Source organism: Streptococcus sp. 517s (genome assembly GCF_054445985.1).
Genome location: NZ_CM136847.1, coordinates 1,503,589 through 1,523,491 on the forward strand (window position 1 = coordinate 1,503,589; position 19,903 = coordinate 1,523,491).

Annotated in this window: 11 protein-coding genes and 1 pseudogene; 1 reads left to right on the forward strand and 11 read right to left on the reverse strand. The window is 36.4% G+C overall.

What is annotated here, in order from left to right:
* Window positions 1–137: 137 nt before the first annotated feature.
* A complete protein-coding gene (locus tag ACVX3R_RS07610; RefSeq protein ID WP_458794766.1) occupies window positions 138–6,605 on the reverse strand; it encodes a SpGH101 family endo-alpha-N-acetylgalactosaminidase in 6,468 nt (2,155 codons plus the stop codon).
* 267 nt (window positions 6,606–6,872) lie between these two features.
* Window positions 6,873–8,855 (reverse strand): peptide ABC transporter substrate-binding protein, encoded by a 1,983-nt coding sequence (locus tag ACVX3R_RS07615; protein ID WP_458794767.1) that lies wholly within the window; start codon window positions 8,853–8,855, stop codon window positions 6,873–6,875.
* A 254-nt stretch (window positions 8,856–9,109) separates the two neighbouring features.
* Here ACVX3R_RS07615 and ACVX3R_RS07620 point away from each other — a divergent pair.
* Window positions 9,110–9,795: pseudogene (locus ACVX3R_RS07620) on the forward strand (transposase); the annotation flags it as partial.
* Between the two features lie 178 nt (window positions 9,796–9,973).
* Here ACVX3R_RS07620 and ACVX3R_RS07625 read toward each other — a convergent pair.
* The 9 genes from ACVX3R_RS07625 to ACVX3R_RS07665 all read right to left on the reverse strand — a co-directional run bounded on the left by ACVX3R_RS07625 (window position 9,974) and on the right by ACVX3R_RS07665 (window position 19,902).
* A complete protein-coding gene (locus tag ACVX3R_RS07625) occupies window positions 9,974–11,032 on the reverse strand; it encodes an acyltransferase family protein (RefSeq protein WP_007518522.1) in 1,059 nt (352 codons plus the stop codon).
* An 89-nt stretch (window positions 11,033–11,121) separates the two neighbouring features.
* Window positions 11,122–12,222, reverse strand: a complete 1,101-nt coding sequence (glf, locus tag ACVX3R_RS07630) for a UDP-galactopyranose mutase (protein WP_458794768.1) — start codon at window positions 12,220–12,222, stop codon at window positions 11,122–11,124.
* A gap of 13 nt (window positions 12,223–12,235) precedes the next feature.
* Entirely contained in the window at window positions 12,236–13,234 is a 999-nt protein-coding gene (locus tag ACVX3R_RS07635; protein ID WP_458794769.1) for an acyltransferase, read from the reverse strand.
* A gap of 1 nt (window position 13,235) precedes the next feature.
* Window positions 13,236–14,651 (reverse strand): flippase, encoded by a 1,416-nt coding sequence (locus tag ACVX3R_RS07640; RefSeq protein ID WP_458794770.1) that lies wholly within the window; start codon window positions 14,649–14,651, stop codon window positions 13,236–13,238.
* Between the two features lie 30 nt (window positions 14,652–14,681).
* The gene (locus ACVX3R_RS07645; RefSeq protein WP_458794771.1) at window positions 14,682–15,737 is read right to left on the reverse strand and encodes an O-antigen ligase family protein; all 1,056 of its coding nucleotides are present in this window, start codon (window positions 15,735–15,737) and stop codon (window positions 14,682–14,684) included.
* 168 nt (window positions 15,738–15,905) lie between these two features.
* Complete coding sequence (locus ACVX3R_RS07650) at window positions 15,906–16,877, reverse strand: glycosyltransferase family 2 protein (protein WP_458794772.1); 972 nt, start codon at window positions 16,875–16,877, stop codon at window positions 15,906–15,908.
* Window positions 16,878–16,896: 19 nt separating this feature from the next.
* Window positions 16,897–17,865 carry a capsular polysaccharide synthesis protein gene (locus tag ACVX3R_RS07655; RefSeq protein WP_458794773.1) on the reverse strand — a complete coding sequence of 323 codons (969 nt, stop codon included), beginning with the start codon at window positions 17,863–17,865 and terminating at the stop codon, window positions 16,897–16,899.
* Window position 17,866: 1 nt separating this feature from the next.
* Window positions 17,867–18,865, reverse strand: a complete 999-nt coding sequence (locus ACVX3R_RS07660) for a glycosyltransferase family 2 protein (protein WP_458794774.1) — start codon at window positions 18,863–18,865, stop codon at window positions 17,867–17,869.
* Window positions 18,862–19,902, reverse strand: a complete 1,041-nt coding sequence (locus ACVX3R_RS07665; protein ID WP_458794775.1) for a glycosyltransferase family 4 protein — start codon at window positions 19,900–19,902, stop codon at window positions 18,862–18,864. Before ACVX3R_RS07665 ends, ACVX3R_RS07660 begins: the two co-directional genes overlap by 4 nt.
* Window position 19,903 lies beyond the last annotated feature (1 nt).

The following is a 19,903-nucleotide window of genomic DNA, read 5'->3' on the forward strand; positions in this document are numbered from 1 at the left end:
TCTCCTATTCCTTTCATCCGCATACATGAGTAAGCGGTATCATTTCTCCTTTGAAAAAGGAGAGAACCAAGAGGTCCTCTCCGGCTGTTTGTTCCTTTTTGATTCGAGTTGCTTTGAACAGCTGAAATCAAATCTCATTAATCTTCTTTACGTTTTGTCGCAAGGACCGCAGCAGATAAAGCGATACTCACACTTGCTAAGAAGAGGGCAGCTTCTGAACCATGTTCTCCTGTAGCAGGAAGTTTCTCTTCTTTATCTTCCAGAGTTTGGGCATCAGCTACTGGGCTTGGAGTGAGCGGGTACTCAGGTTTTTCAACTGTTGGAGCTGCTTGATCTCCAGCGGTAGCCAATACACCTGTGTAGGCTGGTTTCTCGTTTACCAAGGCTTGAACCGCATTGACGCCGCCCTTAAACTCTGGGGCTTCATTGACAGCTGCTTCAACTGCATTAACCCCACCCTTGAACTCAGGGACTTCATGTACAGCTGCCTCTGCCGCATTAACTCCTCCCTTGAACTCAGGAACTTCATGTACAGCTGCTTCTGCTGCATTGATGCCACCTTTGTATTCTGGGGCCTCATTGACAGCTGCTTCAACCGCATTGACGCCTCCCTTGAACTCAGGAACCTCATGTACAGCTGCTTCTGCCGCATTGACGCCGCCTTTGAACTCAGGTACATCAAGAACTGGTGGTTGCTCTTCACCCTTGCTACTTGTTGGAGCGTCTGGTTTCGTAGCAGAATCTTTTAATTGGTTGAGATAGTCTGCGAAGTAGGCAACCATTCTTTCCGTCAAGAGGTGGTTATCCGTCGCATATTTCATGCTTGCCTGAACGCTAGCCACTTCCTCTTGATTGTCTTTGTCTGTTAATTTCTGCGCCTTAGCCAAAGCTGCTTCATAGCCAGACATGTCAAGCGGTGTTTCTACTACCTGTGGACGGGTAAAGATGAGTTCCGCTGCAGATTGGTATTTATCGCCACCATCTCCGTAAGTCTTGGTACCTGTAAGGACAATTTTCTTAGCCTTGATTGTCTTTCCAAAGTCAATGTCTTTTGGTTTGTTGTTATCTGGCCAATCTGTCACGGTGAAAGTATGTTCTTTACCAGACTCATCTGTGACAACCAGTTTCACATCACGCAAGTTACCATTTGAACCTGATCCACGTGGAACATAGCGAAGTCCAGTGATTTCAGTTGGTTCTTTCAAGACCATGGTTGCAGGCTTGCCTACATCTCCACCATTCCAAGATGTATGCCATAGACTAGACACATTGCCATCAAAGGCATTCTCAAGACCTTCACCTGGTTGAGCTGGCGCATCCAAACTTTCAAAGTCTTCTGCTACCAAGGCTGTCTTCTTCTGAACCAAAGCATTCTTCAGAGCTTCAATCTTGGCAATCTCTGCACGCGCTTCTTCCACGCTAATGTCATCATCTGCCTGACTGAGGTTAAAGACCGCCTCTTTCAAAGCATCCATAGACTCTTTCGTGTAGTTGGTCATGGCAACCGTTGGCAAGTAGTTCTTCAGAGCATTTTCTGTCAACATCTTACCTGTTAGGGTAATTTCTTCGATGTGAAGATTGTCCATCATGAAGTCGTTGTAACCACGGAAGTTGGCATTTCCGCCAGAATCTCCACGAGTATTGCTTGCGTTTCCAGTTGAGTAGATACCTACCCAAGTATCGCCTGTTTCTGCACCTGTCACGAGGAAGGTTGCCTTCTTGGCTTTCTTAGAATCCGTCCAAGTATTTGGCAATTCATGCATTTCCAAGTTGCTTGCTTGCGTACCACGACGACCTGACTGGAATTCTCCCTTACCGACTACAAAGGCATAGGTATTGTCAGATCCTGCTTCGTATTCAAAGGTTACACGGTAAGTCTTACCAGCTTCAAAACGGAAGTTTTGTGGAATAGTTTGGTAAACCAAGTTACGACGGCTCACTAGTCCATTTGTCTTCAATGACCAATTTCCTTCGATAACATCATCGACTTTCTTACCATTCCAACCACGCTGTGTATATGGATCGTGTTTTTCAGACAAGTGAGTGCGGTTGTCTTCGACACCTTCGACACCGCCCACTACAAATGGGAAGATTCCTTGAGCTACATTTTCAAAGTCTTGTTTGAAGGTTCCTTGACCTGTATCATGCTTGTCTCCGTACATGCTTGAATTGTTTTCAAAGGTACGAATTTCATCAAAGTAAGTTGCTTCATCACCAGCTTCACGACTCAAAGTAAGAGTGACATTTGATACGTCCGATCCTGTTGTAAAGAAGGCATACATATTTTGGAAGTAACTTGTATCATCAACTGTAGCATTTTCACGACGATTGTTATGAGCATATGCTTTGATATAGTTGAGAGCGAGTGACTTATTGGTATAAGTAGTCACTTCTTTTTCGCCAGTATTCACTGTGATACTTGCCTTAGCATTACTACGGTTATCGACACCAACATAAACCGCATACTTTGTATTTGGTTTCAAGCCAGTCAGTTTCTGAGTAAGGCTGACCTTGCTCTTATTGCCTTGGATACGAAGCATTTCATTTGCGCCTTGTGATTTGACAATTTCTGCCTTAGAAGCATCACCAGAAATGGTCCAGTGTTTCAAAGTTCCACTGTTAAATCCTTGGTCGTAGATGTGCATGCCTTCGCTCCATGACATTTCAGGATTGGTTTGTTTTGAACGGTAAAGAACGTATGGTTGATTTGCTAGAAGGTCTAGGGTAATCTTGCCATCTTTTACAGTTAGTTCTTGCTCTTCTGTCTTACCTTGGTCAGTTAGCTTGTAAAGGTAAACCTTGCTATTTGCCCAATCGCTCGGAAGTGTCCAAGTTGTTGCACCAGCTTGCGTATTGAAGTAGTACATCTTTTCCTTATCAGTAGGAAGTTTCTTACCATTCGCATCCCAGTTCCAAGGAGTTAAGTAAGCTGAACCATCTTGGATGACACGTCCGTTGAGCGTTACTGTACGTTCGCGGTATTGCGGGCTATTGACATCATTTGACTTACGAGTCACAACAACCTTGTTACCTGCTGCATCGACTAGCTCAACCTTCATTTCTGGAGTCCATTTATAGGTGCTACCGTTATCGGTCATGGTAACTGGTGTGCCATTTTCCCATTTGCTTACAGTGAAGTGTTGGAAATATTTGGTCATCAAGTCATGGGCAAACAAGTTGGTTACATAGCCATTGTAATCACTTCGTCCTTGCCAGCCTTCAAAATCTTTCATGCTGTAGCCACCTAGAAGTGGGTAATCTGCTGCACCACCGTAACTTCTGTAGTCCCCTACCCAAGCATCTTTTTGATGGTTACGGATAAAGCGGGTGATGGCACTGTTGATACCTTTATTGGTGTAGCCACCGTAGGTCAAGTCAGCAGCCCAGTGATGGAAGGTAGAGTCGTACTCACCACCATGGCCCCACTCGATTGCAAAGCGCCAGCCTTGCTTGTTGATTTCTTTTGCAAGAACGTGGGTAGCCCAGGCACCGTTATCACCTGATTGACCATTACCCCAAACGTCCACATAGATAAAGTCGAGACCGTCACCAAGTTTTTTCTTCAAATCTTCCCAACGTGCCAAACGGCCATGTGCTAGGTCATAGGCAGCATCAATGTTGATACCTTGGTCTAGCCAGTTCCAGCCATAGCTATAGCTACCATCTGGATTCTTACGGAGGATTTTTTCATTGAAGTATTTAGACTCAGGATAAGTCTCAGAAGCGTTAACATGGATACCTAGATGAGCACCATATTTCTTCGCTTTCGCAATCAAGGTCTTGAAGTCTTCAACACCACCAATACGTTTACCAATATCAGCATAGTTCAAGTGACCAGAGTCATGGCCTTCGCTACCATATCCTTTAAGGAGAACACCTTGGCCAAGACCATCTGTATGGAGATTGATTTTCTTGATACCATCTAGAGTCATGAGGAATGGGTTTTGTGCTTGTGAACCAAAGTTCATCGCGATACGATAAGCTGTAATATCCTTAACTTTTTCCCAACCTTGAGGGTTGTTCATAATGCTACGATAAGCAATGGCACCATCTTGCCAATCGACTTTATTGTCTGCATTGGCGTCTTCGGTGATAACAACCTTGGCACTTGGAAGTTCCTTGGTATACTCTGGGAAGACAATGCCCTTATAAGCTTTTTCCCATTGCCATTCAGAACTATGAATTCCGACATAGTTAGCATTCCCGACTGTTTCCTTGTAGGCTGTCAAGCGGGTCCAGTCATAAGAACCTCCACCGTAGCTGTTTTGAGAGTTGCTCCAAACACCTGCAGCAAGCTTATCTGTAGAAACAAATCCATACATGTAACCCTTGGCTAGGTCTTTCATTGGATTGGTTACATCGATATGATCATCTCCGCTAACATGGGTATTGTTTGACATGGTTGCCCCATCAAACTTAGCACCAGCTTGATCACTCGAAACAGAGACTAAAGCATTGCCAAGGAAACTAATCGTAGAAAGCAATTTTCTTTCGTCATCAATCTTTTGACCTGGAGTGACTTGATTGTGGTTGACAATCTTGGTCACATCAAAGTGCAATTGATTGTCCACAACTTGCAAGCGTACTGTCATTTCCGCATTGATAAGATTAGCATCATCGCGAAGCTTCATCAAGTACTCTGCTGTTGTCTCATTGATTTTTTTGTAGGTAACTTCAGGGGTGACTTCGTGTTTGTTGATAAATACTTTATTGAACTGTTGCACCTGTCCTGGCAAAGTATGACCATTCAAGGTGTATTCCTTGACACGAGGGAAGGCTTGGTCAATCACTGCTTTTAGGACCTTAGACTGGATCGTATCATAAGTCACCTTGCTATCGTCAACAACTGGACCTGTTTCTTTCTGGGCAGGAGTATCATCTGCTTTCACGCCTTCTTGATTGTCTGTTTTAACGCTGACAACTGTACGCTCATTGCCATAGGAACCAGCTTTTAGAACGATTTTCTTCTCATTTTTGAGAGTTTCATTAACAGCTGCTGGCAAAGTGACCGTATCAAAGAGTTTCTCATCATTATTCGTTGCATTGAGTTGCCCATCTGACTTGAGGGTAATTGATAGGCGGTTAATTGTTCCTGTCTCAGGCGCTGCTACACGTCCCCCCTTATACCAGGTGCTATCGGTTGGAGATTTATACTCCCAGAACCAGCCATCTTTGTCATAACCAACAAAAACATTGTTCTTGGTATCTTTAAATTTCAAGAAGACACCAAAGCGTGATTTGCCCTTTTCAGAATCATCTTTGAAGGTTAAATCAACCGTCGCATTTCCATTAGCATCAACTGTCAATCCTTGTTTTTCAAACAAGGCTGGTTTATCGCCATTGTCGTTCTGTGCAGTTGAGGACAATTGATTGTAGCGGACACCCTTTTCTTCACGAACCGTAACTGTTCCCTGCTGTTCTTTTTTCGCTACCGTTTGCCATTCAGGGGTTACTGTCTTAGGGGTTTCAGGTTTAGCAGCTGCAGGTTTATCCTCTTTTGGTTTTTCTTCAGCCGGTTTCTCTTTCTCTTCCAAGTCTGCTGGTTTCACACTTGAAATTCCCTGTATGTGGTCTTGAATCCATTTTAGTTGAGCTGGTGAGAAGAGAATGCCACCACTACGTTTTCCAACTACACCATTTTGGTGAACACCGACTAGTTTGCCTTCTGTATCAAAGATACCGCCACCACTAGCACCCGGTTTGCCTCCTTGGTACCCAATCCCTTGGACACCTTCTCCGTATGGTTCCGCAAAATCAACTGTAGTATTGACAATCGGATTCAATTTCCCTTCTGGATAACCAAAGACATGGAGTTTATCTCCGATTTTCTTAACAACTGGTTTTTTAGTTACTTCAACAGGCGTATTTTCGAGAACTGTACGCAATCTCACAAGGGCCAAATCATTCTTGAACCCCTTTAGATAGCCTTCACGATCCCAATGAATAATATCTTTCTTGCTAAACTTGACATCTGGCAATCCTGGATATGAGATGCTATAGATATCTCCATCCCCTTGATCATTGTCCACAACCTTACGGATATTGCCGTCTTGGCTATCCTTGATAAAGTTATGAGAAACCGTCAAGACAAGGTCTTTAGCAACGACAATACCGCTACCTTCTCCTGATGGCGTCTTGATCTTAACAGTCGCGCCGTAGTTTAATTCCCCATTGGTAGTCTTAGCCACATCTTCTGGGACGAGCTTCCCAGTATCTTGGGCCAACTGATCCTTGTCAACTTCACGCCCATTGTCTTCAGCTTTCTCCAATTTATCTTCTAATTCTTTTGGCAGATTGCTTGACTTTTCAGACTTTTCTTTTTCTTGAGCCAACAACCCTTCTTCTGTTTGTGAGCCTTCTGTAATCTCAGCTGAACCAGGATTCTGAGCGGCAGCTTCCTTGTCGAAATCGCGCCCCTCATCACTAGCCTTCTTATCCAAATCAGCCAATTCACTTGGCAAATTATCTGTTGAACCAACCCTTGCTTGATCAGCCAATACTGGGGCAGTCGCAAAGAAAGTCGCTCCAATCATCACCGAAGCTACCCCAAGCGTAAACTTACGAATACTAAACTTACAGCGTTTTTCAAAAAATTGTTTATCCATAAACTCCTTAATCCTTTCACTTAACAGTAAGCGTTTACATTTCTTTTTTAAAAATACTCCTTTCTCTGAAAGTACCGTGCTTAACTGTCATAAATAAAAAAATAATTATGCTTTTAATATAACAAATAATATCTAAGAAAGCAATAGGAAAAAGGAAAATTCGCAAAAATTTCTCAAGACACCCCTAATTTAAAAGCTCGCTTTAAAGATATAAAAAGGACTTAGCATCCAAGAGGAATACTAAATCCTTTCTCATATCCTGTAAAATTATTTCACATGGTTTGCGAGGTCTTCTTGAGCCTTCTTATTAGACTCTTCTTTTTCTTTCAACCAATTTTCTTGAGCTTTTTGGTATTCTTCTGTTGTTACCGCCTTATCTTGTACATCTAGGTATTTATACAAGAGGGCTTCGCTCATACCCTTGTTACCAGAGTATGCAAACGGAAGTGTAAATGGTACCATCTTAGACAACATTGGACGACCAGTTTGAGAAGTTGTTGGAATGATCAAGGCACTATCTGTCAACCAAGCTTGGGCAGCAGCATATTTTTCATAACGTTTTGAAACGTCAGTAGTTTCTTTCCCAGCTTCCACAACCATTTTTTCGTAGTCTTCCAAACCAACTTGCTTGGCCGCAGCATTGTTTGTTCCAGAGTCAAATCCTAGGTAAGTCTTTGTATTTTCCCCTACAGATGGTTTGATAATATCAAGGTAGGTAGAAGGGTCTGCAAAGTCTGGAGACCAACCCACGTTATCTGAGATATCCCAGTCTTCACCTGCAGCTGTCTCAGCAAAGTAAGTGATGTTCAAGACATCGTCTTTTTGAAGTTGTTGGATATCGACAACCACATTATCAGACCCTAAGTTTTCTTCAACTGACTGTTTAAAAGATTGGACACGTTGAACTTTTGTTGTATTGGTTTGGTCTACAGGCATGTCCAAGTGGATTGGGAATTTCACACCTTCCGCTTGGAGAGCTGTCTTAGCTTTAGCAAACTCTGCTTTGGCCTTATCTGGGTTGTAGAGTCCATCTTGAGCATCATCCAAGTTCACGTTGCTCCACTCGTCACCATAAGTCACCAATTTGTCTTTGACCATTTCGCCAAAGTTCTTTCCATCTGCCTGTACAAATGTAGGAGGAACAAACAAGTTACGAAGCAGTTTAGTTGCCCCACTTGCACCATTCACTTGAGAAGCATAGGCCGTTCTATCGAAACCAAAAGCAAGAGCTTGACGGAAGTCCTTGTTTAGAAGAGCTTTCTTGGTTGATGTTTTTTCTTCATCTGTTGTCTTAGAAGTGTACTTATAAGACTGACGATCGATATTCGTACCTACCAAATAAGTAGTAGAATCTTGTTGTGTATAAACGATATTGTCTTTAAATGCCTTTTCAGTCTCTGTGTAGCTAGCGCTTGTTGGGAAGAGACGAGCCATTGTAAAGCTACCGTCTTTGAAAGCTTCAGTTGGTTTGTTGGTATCTTGTCCATCCCAGAATGATAATTTAACCTTATCGATATGGACATTGTCCTTATCCCAGTAGTTAGGATTTTTCGCAAATTCGACAGAAGATTTAGCTACAATTGATTTGAGTAAGAATGGACCATTGTAGAGAATACTGCTTGAATCAGTTCCCTTAGCGAAGTCATCCCCTTTAGAGTTCAAGAACTCTTCATTTACTGGGGCCAAAACTCCCATCGTTGTCTTAGAATTCCAGAAGCTTTCTGGCTTGTTCAATGTGTACTGAACTGTATAATCATCAAGAGCCTTGATTCCTACTTGAGAGAAGTCTGTAATTTCTCCTTTCACATAGGCGTCCAATCCTTTGATTGATTCTTGAACTAAATAAAGACCATCAGATTTTTTATCAGCAGCATATTTAAGTCCTGTTACAAAGTCTTGAGCTTTGACTTCTGCGTATTCCTCACCCTCAGAGGTATACCATTTTGCATCCTTACGAAGCGTATATGTGTAAGTCAAGCCATCCTTAGATACAGACCAATCCTCAGCCATAGATGGCACAAAGTTACCATAGCGGTCATTTTCGAGCAAGCCATCGATAACATTGCTCGTAATATTTGCTGTAGCCGCTTTATTAGTCGTCAAATAGTTTAGGTTATCAGGATCCGTTTCATAAATGTATGAGAATGTCTTCTCACCTTTAGCACTTGAACTTGATCCAGAGCACGCAGCCAGAGTACCAGCTGCCAATAATGTCACACCCGCAAGGGCAAGTAATTTTGAACTTTTCATCATTTTCTCCTTTAAAATTTACATCCCATTATAGACCCTTTTTAGAAAGTTGTCAACAGAATTTTCAGAATTTTTGAATGATTTTAGCATTTTCTGAAAAATATCCCTATGAAATTCTAAAATTTTGAAATATAATATTTACTTGATTATACAAAACAGTTCTATAATATTTGTAGTGGGTAAATCCCCTATAGATATTATGGAGCCTATTTTGTTGTAGAAAAGAAGTCCTGTATAATCTATAATGAAAAGCGACTAAACAACTCATTAGAAAGCGTCGTTTCAAGTGCTATCATTGTTTGAAAATGATGGTCGCTGAGACTTCTCTCGTCAAGAAAAATCACCAAATCCCTCGTATTATTAACAAAAAATTGCTCAAAAGTTGATTGAAAAGACTTCTGTGACCGATATTGCTCATCAGCTATCTATTTCAACCTCAACTGTCATTCGCAAGCTCAATGACTTCTGTTTTAAACATGATTTTTCTCGTCTTCCAGAGATTATGTCTTGGGACGAGTATGCATTCACTAAGGGAAAGATGAGCTTTATTGCTCAGGATTTTGAAAAGCTCAATATCATCACTGTCCTTGAAGGCAGGACACAAACTATCATCCAAAATTACTTTCTGCGCTACGACCGAGCTGTTCGTTGTCAGGTGAAAATCATTACGATGGATATGTTTAGTCCCTACTATGCCTTAGCTAAACAGCTTTTTCCCAATGCAAAAATTGTATTGGATCGCTTTCACATTGTTCAACATCTCAGCCGTGCTATGAGTCGTGTTCAAATCATGAACCAATTCGATCGAAAATCCCATGAATACAAGGCCATCAAACGAAATGCATTTGGATTTCGGAACTTTGAAAACTTCAAAAAACAGATTTTCATCGCTCTAAACATCAAAAAAGAAAGGACGAAATGTGTCCTTTCTAGATCTTAGCTTTTCTTCAACCCACTACAGTTGACAAAGAGCCTACAAAAAGAGAGAGCATGGCACACTCTCTTTCTCAGCTCTAATATTCCAATAAAATTAGCGAAGAAGCAAAATACTATGATTTTATTACATCTATTTTCATAATAGAAAAATCTCAAAAACATCTGTAACAAACCAATATTTCCTAGTTCACTAACCAAGAATGCTTCTTGAATACTTTTTTAAATAACAGTGTTAAACCTAATCCTACAATTAAAGTAACAAAAATTCTAATCATAAATAATGCAAAAATACCAAATGATGTGAACATAAATCGATCACTAATAGAATAAGAAATTTTTAATATGAAGTAATTTAAAGTATCAGAAAAGATGTAAATTCCTAATCCGTTAATCAAGATAACATTAAATAGTCTATTCCCTATTGTTTCTATTTTATTGCTTAGATAATATGAGATATTGTAGCAAATAAGTGAGCCTAGAACAGCTGTCAGGTCCAATATAATCCTACTCAAAACTTTATGATTACCTTTAAACACAAAGTTTAGAGCCACATATGTTATGAAAAGTAGTACCAATAAAAAACTTAACCACTTATTATTTTTTAAATAATGATTATACTGATCTCTCTTAGATTCAAAAAAGAAGCCCATAGAAAACCAAAAGAGATATTGCAAAGGTGCACTTACTAATGTTAAATGAACTGAGTAACTCAAAATGTGTAAAATGTATAACAGTAGATAAATATCTAATGATGTATTTTTTTTCAAAACATAAAAACTAGCTATAAAAACAATAAACAAGGCATACAAATACCACAAGTGAGAATTCCCAAATAGAAATAATTGACCCGATACCGCTTTCCAGAAAGAAATACCGTCAAAATAATTTGATACGTATTTTATTGGCACCGTATATAATAGAGTAAAGACAAAAAATGGTATCATTAACCTTCTAAACTTATTAATTAACAATGACTCAATCCCTTGCCATCGATTATTTTTAACCTGAATAGAGAAAAGCATACCAGATATAGCCATGAATAAAGGCATGTGAAAATAATAAATAATCTCTGTCAATTTACTTAATAATTTATATACAGTTAAAGAGAAATGGTTGTCTATGTATTGTTGATAAGCTATTCCACCATAACCACTAAAAATATCATAGTAGGTACTGTGTCCTATCACAACCAGGATAATGGCCATTACTTTTAAAATATCATATTCTTTTATCTTTTTCATGCTAATCCTTGTTATTTAAAATTATTCTTATTTCGATTTCTATCGTTCAAAAAGGAATAGGCTAATAAATCTGTTTTTCGAGTAATTAACTATTCTCTCAGCTCACCTAGCGCAATCTCTAGTGTCCGTTCAATAACCACATGCATATCATAATATTTATAGTCTGCTAAACGCCCACAGAAGATAACCTTATCATTCTTTGAAGCCTCCTCTTGGTACTCAGCAAACATGGCATTATTTCTCTCATCATTGATTGGATAATAAGGCTCATCACCTTGCTTCCAGTCAGCAGGATATTCACGCGTAATAACTGTCTTTGGTTGCGTTCCGTATTCGAAGTGCTTGTGTTCAATGATGCGAGTATAAGGAATTTCACGCTCTGTATAGTTAACAACTGCATTCCCTTGATAATTTTCCTCATCTAGAACTTCATGCTCAAAACGAAGACTACGGTATTCTAACTCACCATGTTTATAATCAAAGTATTGGTCAATCATCCCTGTAAAGACAACTTTTTTAGCAGAAGCTTCCAATTCTTGACGATTGGCAAAAAAGTCAACTCCAAGTTCTACTTCTACATCCTTCAGCATATTTTCAATGATAACGTTGTAACCCCCAATTGGAATACCTTGGTAACGGTCATTGAAGTAGTTATTATCAAAGGTTAAACGAACTGGCAAGCGTTTGATGATAAATGGTGGAAGATCAGTCGCAGAACGTCCCCATTGCTTTTCAGTATATCCTTTAATCAACTTTTCATAAATATCTGGACCAATCAACTTGATAGCCTGTTCTTCCAGGTTTTTAGGTTCAACGTCCTGCATATGTGCTGTTTGTTCAGCAATCTTATCTTTCACTTCTTGAGGAGTTTTTGTCCCCCACATGGCATAGAAAGTATTCATATTGAAAGGTAGATTATAAAGGCTACCCTTATAATTAGCTACAGGCGAATTGATGTAGTTGTTAAATTCAGCAAATTGATTAACATAATCCCATACTTTCTTATTAGAAGTATGGAAGATATGTGCACCGTACTTGTGAACGTTGATACCTTCAACGTTCTCACAGTAGATATTACCACCAATGTGGTCACGCTTATCAATCACTTTTACTTTTTTCCCACGCTTGGTTGCTTCATAAGCAAAAATTGCTCCCGACAAACCAGCACCAACGATTAGATAGTCGTACATTTTGTTCTCCTTTTTATAATTTAACAATTCGATTGAAATAAGGAATTTTCATTAACATTCCAACAATAATAAAACTAACACTTAAAGTAAATATAGCAAAAAGTAAATATGCTCCTAAAAAACTAAAACCAAATAGTTTTTCCCACACTTTCATAATATAAGTGTGTATTATAAAGACACCCATAGTTTGGTTAGAAAGAACAATAATCCATTTGTTGTTATCTTGATTCAATGCAAGTGAGAATATAGTTAGAAAAATTCCTAAACTTACAACTTTTACAAATAGAAGATCATAAAAATATTCAGCAAAAAAATTATGGTAAGTAGTTTTTGCTAAGAAAAATAATATTAAAGGCGAAACCAGGAACAAAAGTACTACGATTACTTTCATCCATCTCTTAAACATATTATTGATAATATCTTTGTCAAATTGAGCTATAAAACCACCTAAAATATAATAGAAAAACCAAGTCCATAATCTAAAGGTTTGTATAACATATGTTTGTACTGGAATTTGAAGTACAATATTTGTTAACTCAAAAATCAAACCAATAACCAGCAATACAGATATAATGTATAAATAACTTCTTTTTGAATTAAGGAATTTTTTCAAAATAGGTAAACATATATAAATAAGTATGAGCGCACCAAAAAACCAAAACTGGAAGAAATACCCCTTTTGTATCAAAGAACCTACAATTTTTTTAATTGGATTAACTGTAAAATCTCGTTTAAAAAGCCAAACGATTACGGACCATGACGATACTGTTATTATAATCCATTTTACTTTCTGCAGTATATAGGAATGGGTAATCTCTCTCTTTCCTAACAATAAATAACCATTGACCATAAAAAATAAAGGGATAGAATAGGTTCCTAAGTAGTATAAATATGTTGAAAAATTCCATGAACCTGTCTCTTTAAATCCTCCCATCGCTGTATGGAGTAGAACAACCCCAACACATGCAAGTACTTTTAGTAGATCTAAGTTAATATTTCGATATTTGCGCATTCTAATTTTTCCTAATTATTTGTTTTAATTCTTTCACATCTACCACTTTTAGAGATAGAATCGTAAAAAGGTAAATGATTCCACCAATCACAGCAAATGCTAGAACATTTACGGTTGGTGAAAAATGTATGACTGTTTTTGAAACTAGCAAGAGGCCATACATAATAGCTGATGCTAGAATAATCTTCATCATCGATCCGATAATCGGAACATCTTTTATATATTTGCGAGTAAAGAACAGTTGAATTGCCCATACTAGCGCCTCTGTTAAGACAGATACAATTGCAGCCCCCACATAACCAAGTTTGGGAAGAAACAACAAATTTAATCCCACACTGGTAATTGCGGGAACCGTTGTTGAAACCATAAATTCCTTATTTTTATTATGAAGTATTAATATTTGAATGCCCATAATATTGGTCCAACCAATAAAGAACATTCTAAAAATCATAATTGCTATCGCATAGCGTGCCTCTTGAAAATCTTGCCCCAGGAAAAAATTCACAAAATCATCATTTACAATTAACATTCCTGCCATAATAGGAAAAATAACTAAATTATAAATCAGAAATGACATCTCATGCATTTTGTTAACTGCTTTGTGATCTCCTGAGGATAAAAGATTTGAAACTCGTGGCAACATGACACTTCCTAACGAAGTCACTAGTGTTAGTAAAATATTAACAAGTTTCAAAGCTTGATCATAAATACCTACATCTCTTGTTGAGGCAAGAGTTCCAAGCATAGTGCTATCTAATGTCACATAAAGAGATATGGCAATCTGAGGCAAGAATAACAAGATGATCGGTTTCAAATGTTTCTTAGCGTACTTCAAATCAAAACGTGTTTTCCCAATAAATTGTCTTGCTGGTAGCCACATACTTAATTGTCCCAACAATTCAAAAATGGTAAGAAAAAATACATACAAGTATAAATCATTGGCTGATTTTACAAATAGGAAAATAGAGATGACACCAATCAACTTGACAGTAATGTTCCGCACTGTGATCTTTCTAAAATCCTCCAAACCTTGAAACAACCACGAAATATCCAAACCTTTTGATACTAAACTCAATCCTAAAATATAAGCTACTGGATTTTGCATTGAAGGTAATAAGAAACAAAGAACAAGATAAAGCAAAATGGACAACCATGTTGCAGCAAACTGGAGAGAATAAATCCCCCAAAAATTCTTCTCAATTTCCTTACGATGAGCTGAAATTTCTTTTGTGCCATAGTTAGCAACCCCAAGAGTTGCAAGCAAGATAAAATAGGTAGCAATAGAGTTAAAATAGCCATACGTTCCTAAATCATCAGAACTAAAAATCCTTGTTATATAGGGAGTCGTAATGATAGGGAGTATAATCACCAACAATTGATAAGAAAGATTGTAGGCATAGTTTTTTAGTATTTTCATTTCTTCTTATTTCTATTCACACCTTTATTATTAATTAGTAATGTACTGTTTCTCCTGACAATCTCTATCGTCCCCAAAAGCAAGAGAATAGTATAAAGAAATGACAAATAAAAACATATAGGTCTCTGTAAATATAGTAGTTAGCATAAGGAAAATTATTAATAGTGCAGAAAACTTCAAATCATTCGAACTAAATTTATTCAAAATAATTTTAATTACTGGATAGAAGTAATACGAAACCAACATTATCCCTCCTTGAGCTAAAACAACAAAAAAGCTATTGCTATATCCAAGATTATATCTAACAGTTCTATCCATATGTTGTTCAATAGCTCTAAGACCATCTGAAATACCTAATCCCCAAATAGGACTTTCCTGCCATGCCAAAAAACCAGCCTTATAATCATCAAAGCGTATAGTTGCTGAGCCCGTCCCAGATTTATTATCCCATAATATTGAAAAACAACATATAATCGCTAAAATAACGAAACTAGAAATATATCTTTCCACACCACTTGTTTTTGAAAATAAAACATATAGGAAAATCAAACCTATTATATAAATTCCTGTTGTTGACGTAGTTGTCATAATTGTAATAATAAGAGTCCAAGTTGTGAAATTCCATTTTTTTATATGAAGCGTTTGAAATATCAATGCAAGGCTCAATACCAAACTCCACATAGGTGCTTCAGCAAAAATCCCCGTATTTCTTACCAGTATCCCCCCAAAAATCTCTATTTTTTGTGCTTCAAAATGAAGATTATAGTACCCTTCTACTATTCCCCCACCATTCCAATAATTCAACACATAAACTGTTGGGGATATAATATGAAATACACTACCGATAAGCCAAAATAGGAGAGAGCAAATTGCTAAAAGAAATATTATACGAACAAATTTCCTTATCAGATTTGCGCTTTCATTAACATCATAGTACATCTGCAAAATCATCATAAAAATCGGAAATAATACAAAATAATAAACGAAACTTGTCTCAGAAATCTTAAAACCATTTAATGATACTATAAGTAGGATAATTAATATAAATATTAAAGAACGCGACATAATCATATTGATTGCCTTCATCGATATTCTAGAGACAAGTGATCTCAGAAAAACTGATACCACAAGCAACAGAGTCGCCCATTTCCCTAGTCCAGCAAATCCCTGACTAGTTGAATACATAGTGTTACAAGTAATAATCACACTAAACAGAAATATATAGTCCAGCAAACCATCTAATCTAACATGCATCTATATCCTGCCTCTCTGTAACATCTTATCTTTTATTTTATAGTAGTAATTTGGGGAAAGCAGAAACAAAACACACTGAACTTTCCTCTTCATTGAAATTTTTTTATTTTTTATCACTTCCCAATAATACGGTTTAATTATTCTTCTTATTTTTGTAATATCGTTTTCACTACTATAAAATGCGCTATTACTTAAAATAAAGGAGCCAATTACTCTTTTAGCATTTAAGGCTGCTAGCAATTCCTTATCTCCACAATAGAATTTTTTTATTATGGCTTCATTATGATCAATCGCATCAAAAAAATCATACTGTCTATCCGAAAATGTTGAATTAACAATACTCCCCTGTCTCTGATAGTAATGATATATAGGCAAATCGGTATGAGCAACTGTTTTAATATTCAACAAACGCTCTGCAACAACATACAAATCCTCGTAGATCTTTCCTTTCGGAAAAATCGTTTTAAATAAATCTCTTTTATACAATTTCCCCCAAGCAGATACCGTCATTTCATCGTTATAATATGCAGCTGCCAAAAATTCTTTATTTGTCAATATTTTTACAGTTAGGTAGTCCTCATCCATCGGTTTTTTGCTATAAATATCATGAGAATAGGTTATTACCCCTTTAGTTGATACGATATCTACATCATATTTTTTTTGAATAGTAATTAACAATTCTAATGCATACGGTTCAAAATAATCATCTGAATCAAGAAAGGTTATAAACTCTCCTCGACTCTTCTCCAAACCAAAATTTCTAGCATCCGAAAGTCCGCCATTCTTCTTATGGAAAACATAAATATTATCATATAGTTTCCCATATTCATCACATATTTCTCCAGAATTATCAGTGGATCCATCATTTACTAGAATAATCTCAAAATCTTTATACGTCTGTTCCAAAAGACTATCCAATGCAAAACGCAAATAATTCGCGACATTGTATACTGGAACAATAACTGAAATCATACCTTTCCCTCTCTTTATGCTACAGTTCACCCTTCACCAATCTATCAAAATAGGTTCCTGTCGCTTCATTTATCGGACACTTATAACTACACTTAAACAATGCAGTTGTTGATAAAACTCCTGCCCACTCTTTTTCATCATACTGATTAGAAAAATTGTCTGCCAAAAAGAACAACTCCTGATTATTTTCTTCGACTCTATCAATATAGTTTCTAATCAAGTCATTTGTCCTATAACCTAATTCTATAATATAGTCAAGCAAAAAATAATCTAGCACTATATCGTATTTCATAAAATATGCTACATGAAATTTCTCTAAAAAATCAAATACCACACTTTGTTTTTCCCCCGAGAGACAAAAGGATGACCATCTACCATTTGCGACATATTTAGGTACGCCTTCATTTGCCTTTGCTCGAATAGTATAAAATTCTTTTTTTAAATAATCTAGTTCTTGTGAAGAATCAACATAAATGGTCGAATCCAGCCATATTCCTCCATATTTTGAAAGTAGAGCTACCCTTACTATATCTGAATATCTTGTGAAATCTATAATTCCATTCTCATATTTTTCTACTATCTCTGATGGAAGTGTCACATATTCTTGAATATTATTTTTATCCAAAAAAACAAATTTATATCCGTATTTTTCTGCATATTTCCTTTGGCTATCAATCGTCTTCTGAACCAACTTAGGAGCACTTTCGTATCCTTGTATCCACATAGAGAAGATTTTTCTTTGTTCTATCTCCTTGTGCGATACCTCTTTAAAGTTATAGGATTTTAAAAATTGGTTAAAATCTTTTTCCAAAAAATTTATGATTGTTTCATGTTTGTATTGATAAAAATCACTAGCTATATTATTGAAAATTTTATAATTCCCTATCCGTCCCCAAAACTTTTCAAATAATTTATTCCGAGCAATAGCAGGAGTAAATGATTTTCTTAATACAAAATACTCGTTTATTACTTTTCCTATTTTCCTCATATTATTTTCTTATCCCCAGAAAATATTTCACCTTAAATCTGATATATTTCACAGCTTTAAAAAAGTATAGTGGTATTTTTTTTATCCGTCCTTCTTTTATTAGCCAATTATCAAATTCAAAACACTCGCTGTTTTTCCCCTCTTTTTTAGATAAATTAAAATAGATTATCCATTGCTGTCTTATTAAATTTAAAATCAATTTCCATGTTATTCTCTTTAAAACAGCGCTAGATCTCATTTGATTATAAAAATCAACCAAATGATAGATCACTTGTTTATGCATATCACGATTTTTAATATAACTCGCCATACTAACGCTTTGTGTCTCTGTTCCTAGACGATATCTATAGATACTTTTATCAAATAAAACAACCCTTTTTACATATGGAAGCATATAAACAATATATTCCATATCTACATAGAACATTTTTTCAGACAGCCGAATATTGTTCTCTTGCAAAAGACTCGTTTTCACAGTAATGGAATGCATCCCTACCGTTTGTTTAATTCGTGTATAGAATTCTTCTGCAGAATAGATCACCTCGTTCTCAACTTGCGAAAACTCGTTGCACTCTTCTTCACGCTCTATATCACCTCGATAATTCACAAAAATTTTATCATACGGTGATAAAACTTGATCCACATCCACCTCGGATAGAAACACTATCAAATCTTCTAAATTATTGGTGTTCACCCAATCATCTGCATCTACCACTTTAAAGTAATTACCAACAGCATTTTCAATCCCCGCATTTACTGCCGAACCGTGACCACCGTTTTCCTTACTTATAACTCTGACAACTCCCTCATATTCTCTCTCGAATTGTCTTGCTATTTCTTCGGTTTTGTCTGTAGAACCATCGTTTACAATCAGTAATTCTACCCTCTCTATATTCTTAGCAGAAAGTATCGTCGGCATCGTCTCTTGTAAATAATTTTCTGCATTATATGATGGTACAACTACTGTTAATATTTTTCCAGTATTTTTTTTATCCGTCACTTTACTATCCTCTCTAATTGCTGATAAATTGATGCTTGTATATTTTCATTTAACAACTCTTGCTTATATTTTGATACATTAAAATCTAACTCATTAAGTTTATTTGAAGTCTGATCAATAATTTCTATAATACTGTCTGCTGTTTCTTCGTTTATCATTTCAATAAGACTAGCAGTTTCTTTATTAATCACCTCAGACACAACTCCCACATCGCTTACAATAATATAGAGACCATTTGCCATTGCTTCTAACATACTGATAGGTAAAGTTTCATCTTTATAATACGATGGTAAAACAAAGTAATGCATTTTTTGCAATAACTTTTTCTTATCACTACCATATACACCATCTAAATATGTTACATTATTCATACTATAAATTTCATTAATAAACCTAGTCTTTAAATTATTATCCTGAAATTTTCCAGAAAAATAAAAGTGATATTTCTCATCTCCCCTCATCTTTTTAGCAACTTCTAATAAAATTTCATAACCTTTTTCTCTAATCATATTACTAAAAAAAATAATATTTATGGGTAGCTCGCTCATTTTTTTATTTAATTCATTTTTTTCAATAAATAAATATCTATCCACACCATTCCTAATTATTTTAAATTTTTCGTCTGAAATTCTTAGTTGTTGAAACATTATTTTCGATTTCTCTCCCAATAATATAATCAAATCAACTTTAGAATACAATATTCTATTTATTATCATTAGAGTTGGATGTTGTCTCATCACATTTCCAAAAGCACTATTATGAAAATGGGTCACTATTTTTTTCCTTTTCATTATCATAAAGAACAAAAATAGTGAGTCCCTAATATTACCAGCTACTGAACCAGCTGGAGTAAAATAATAAACATCAGTATCAGATATTAAAATTTGAAAAAGAGAGCTTAAAAATTTAAAATTATTTGTTATATCTATTTCCGTTACTCTTGTAGCTCGATTGCAACAATAATCCCTAAAATCATTAATCGCCTTCCCAAGACCTGTTCTCTTATTTTTTATCTGTCCAATAATAGTTATTTTCATA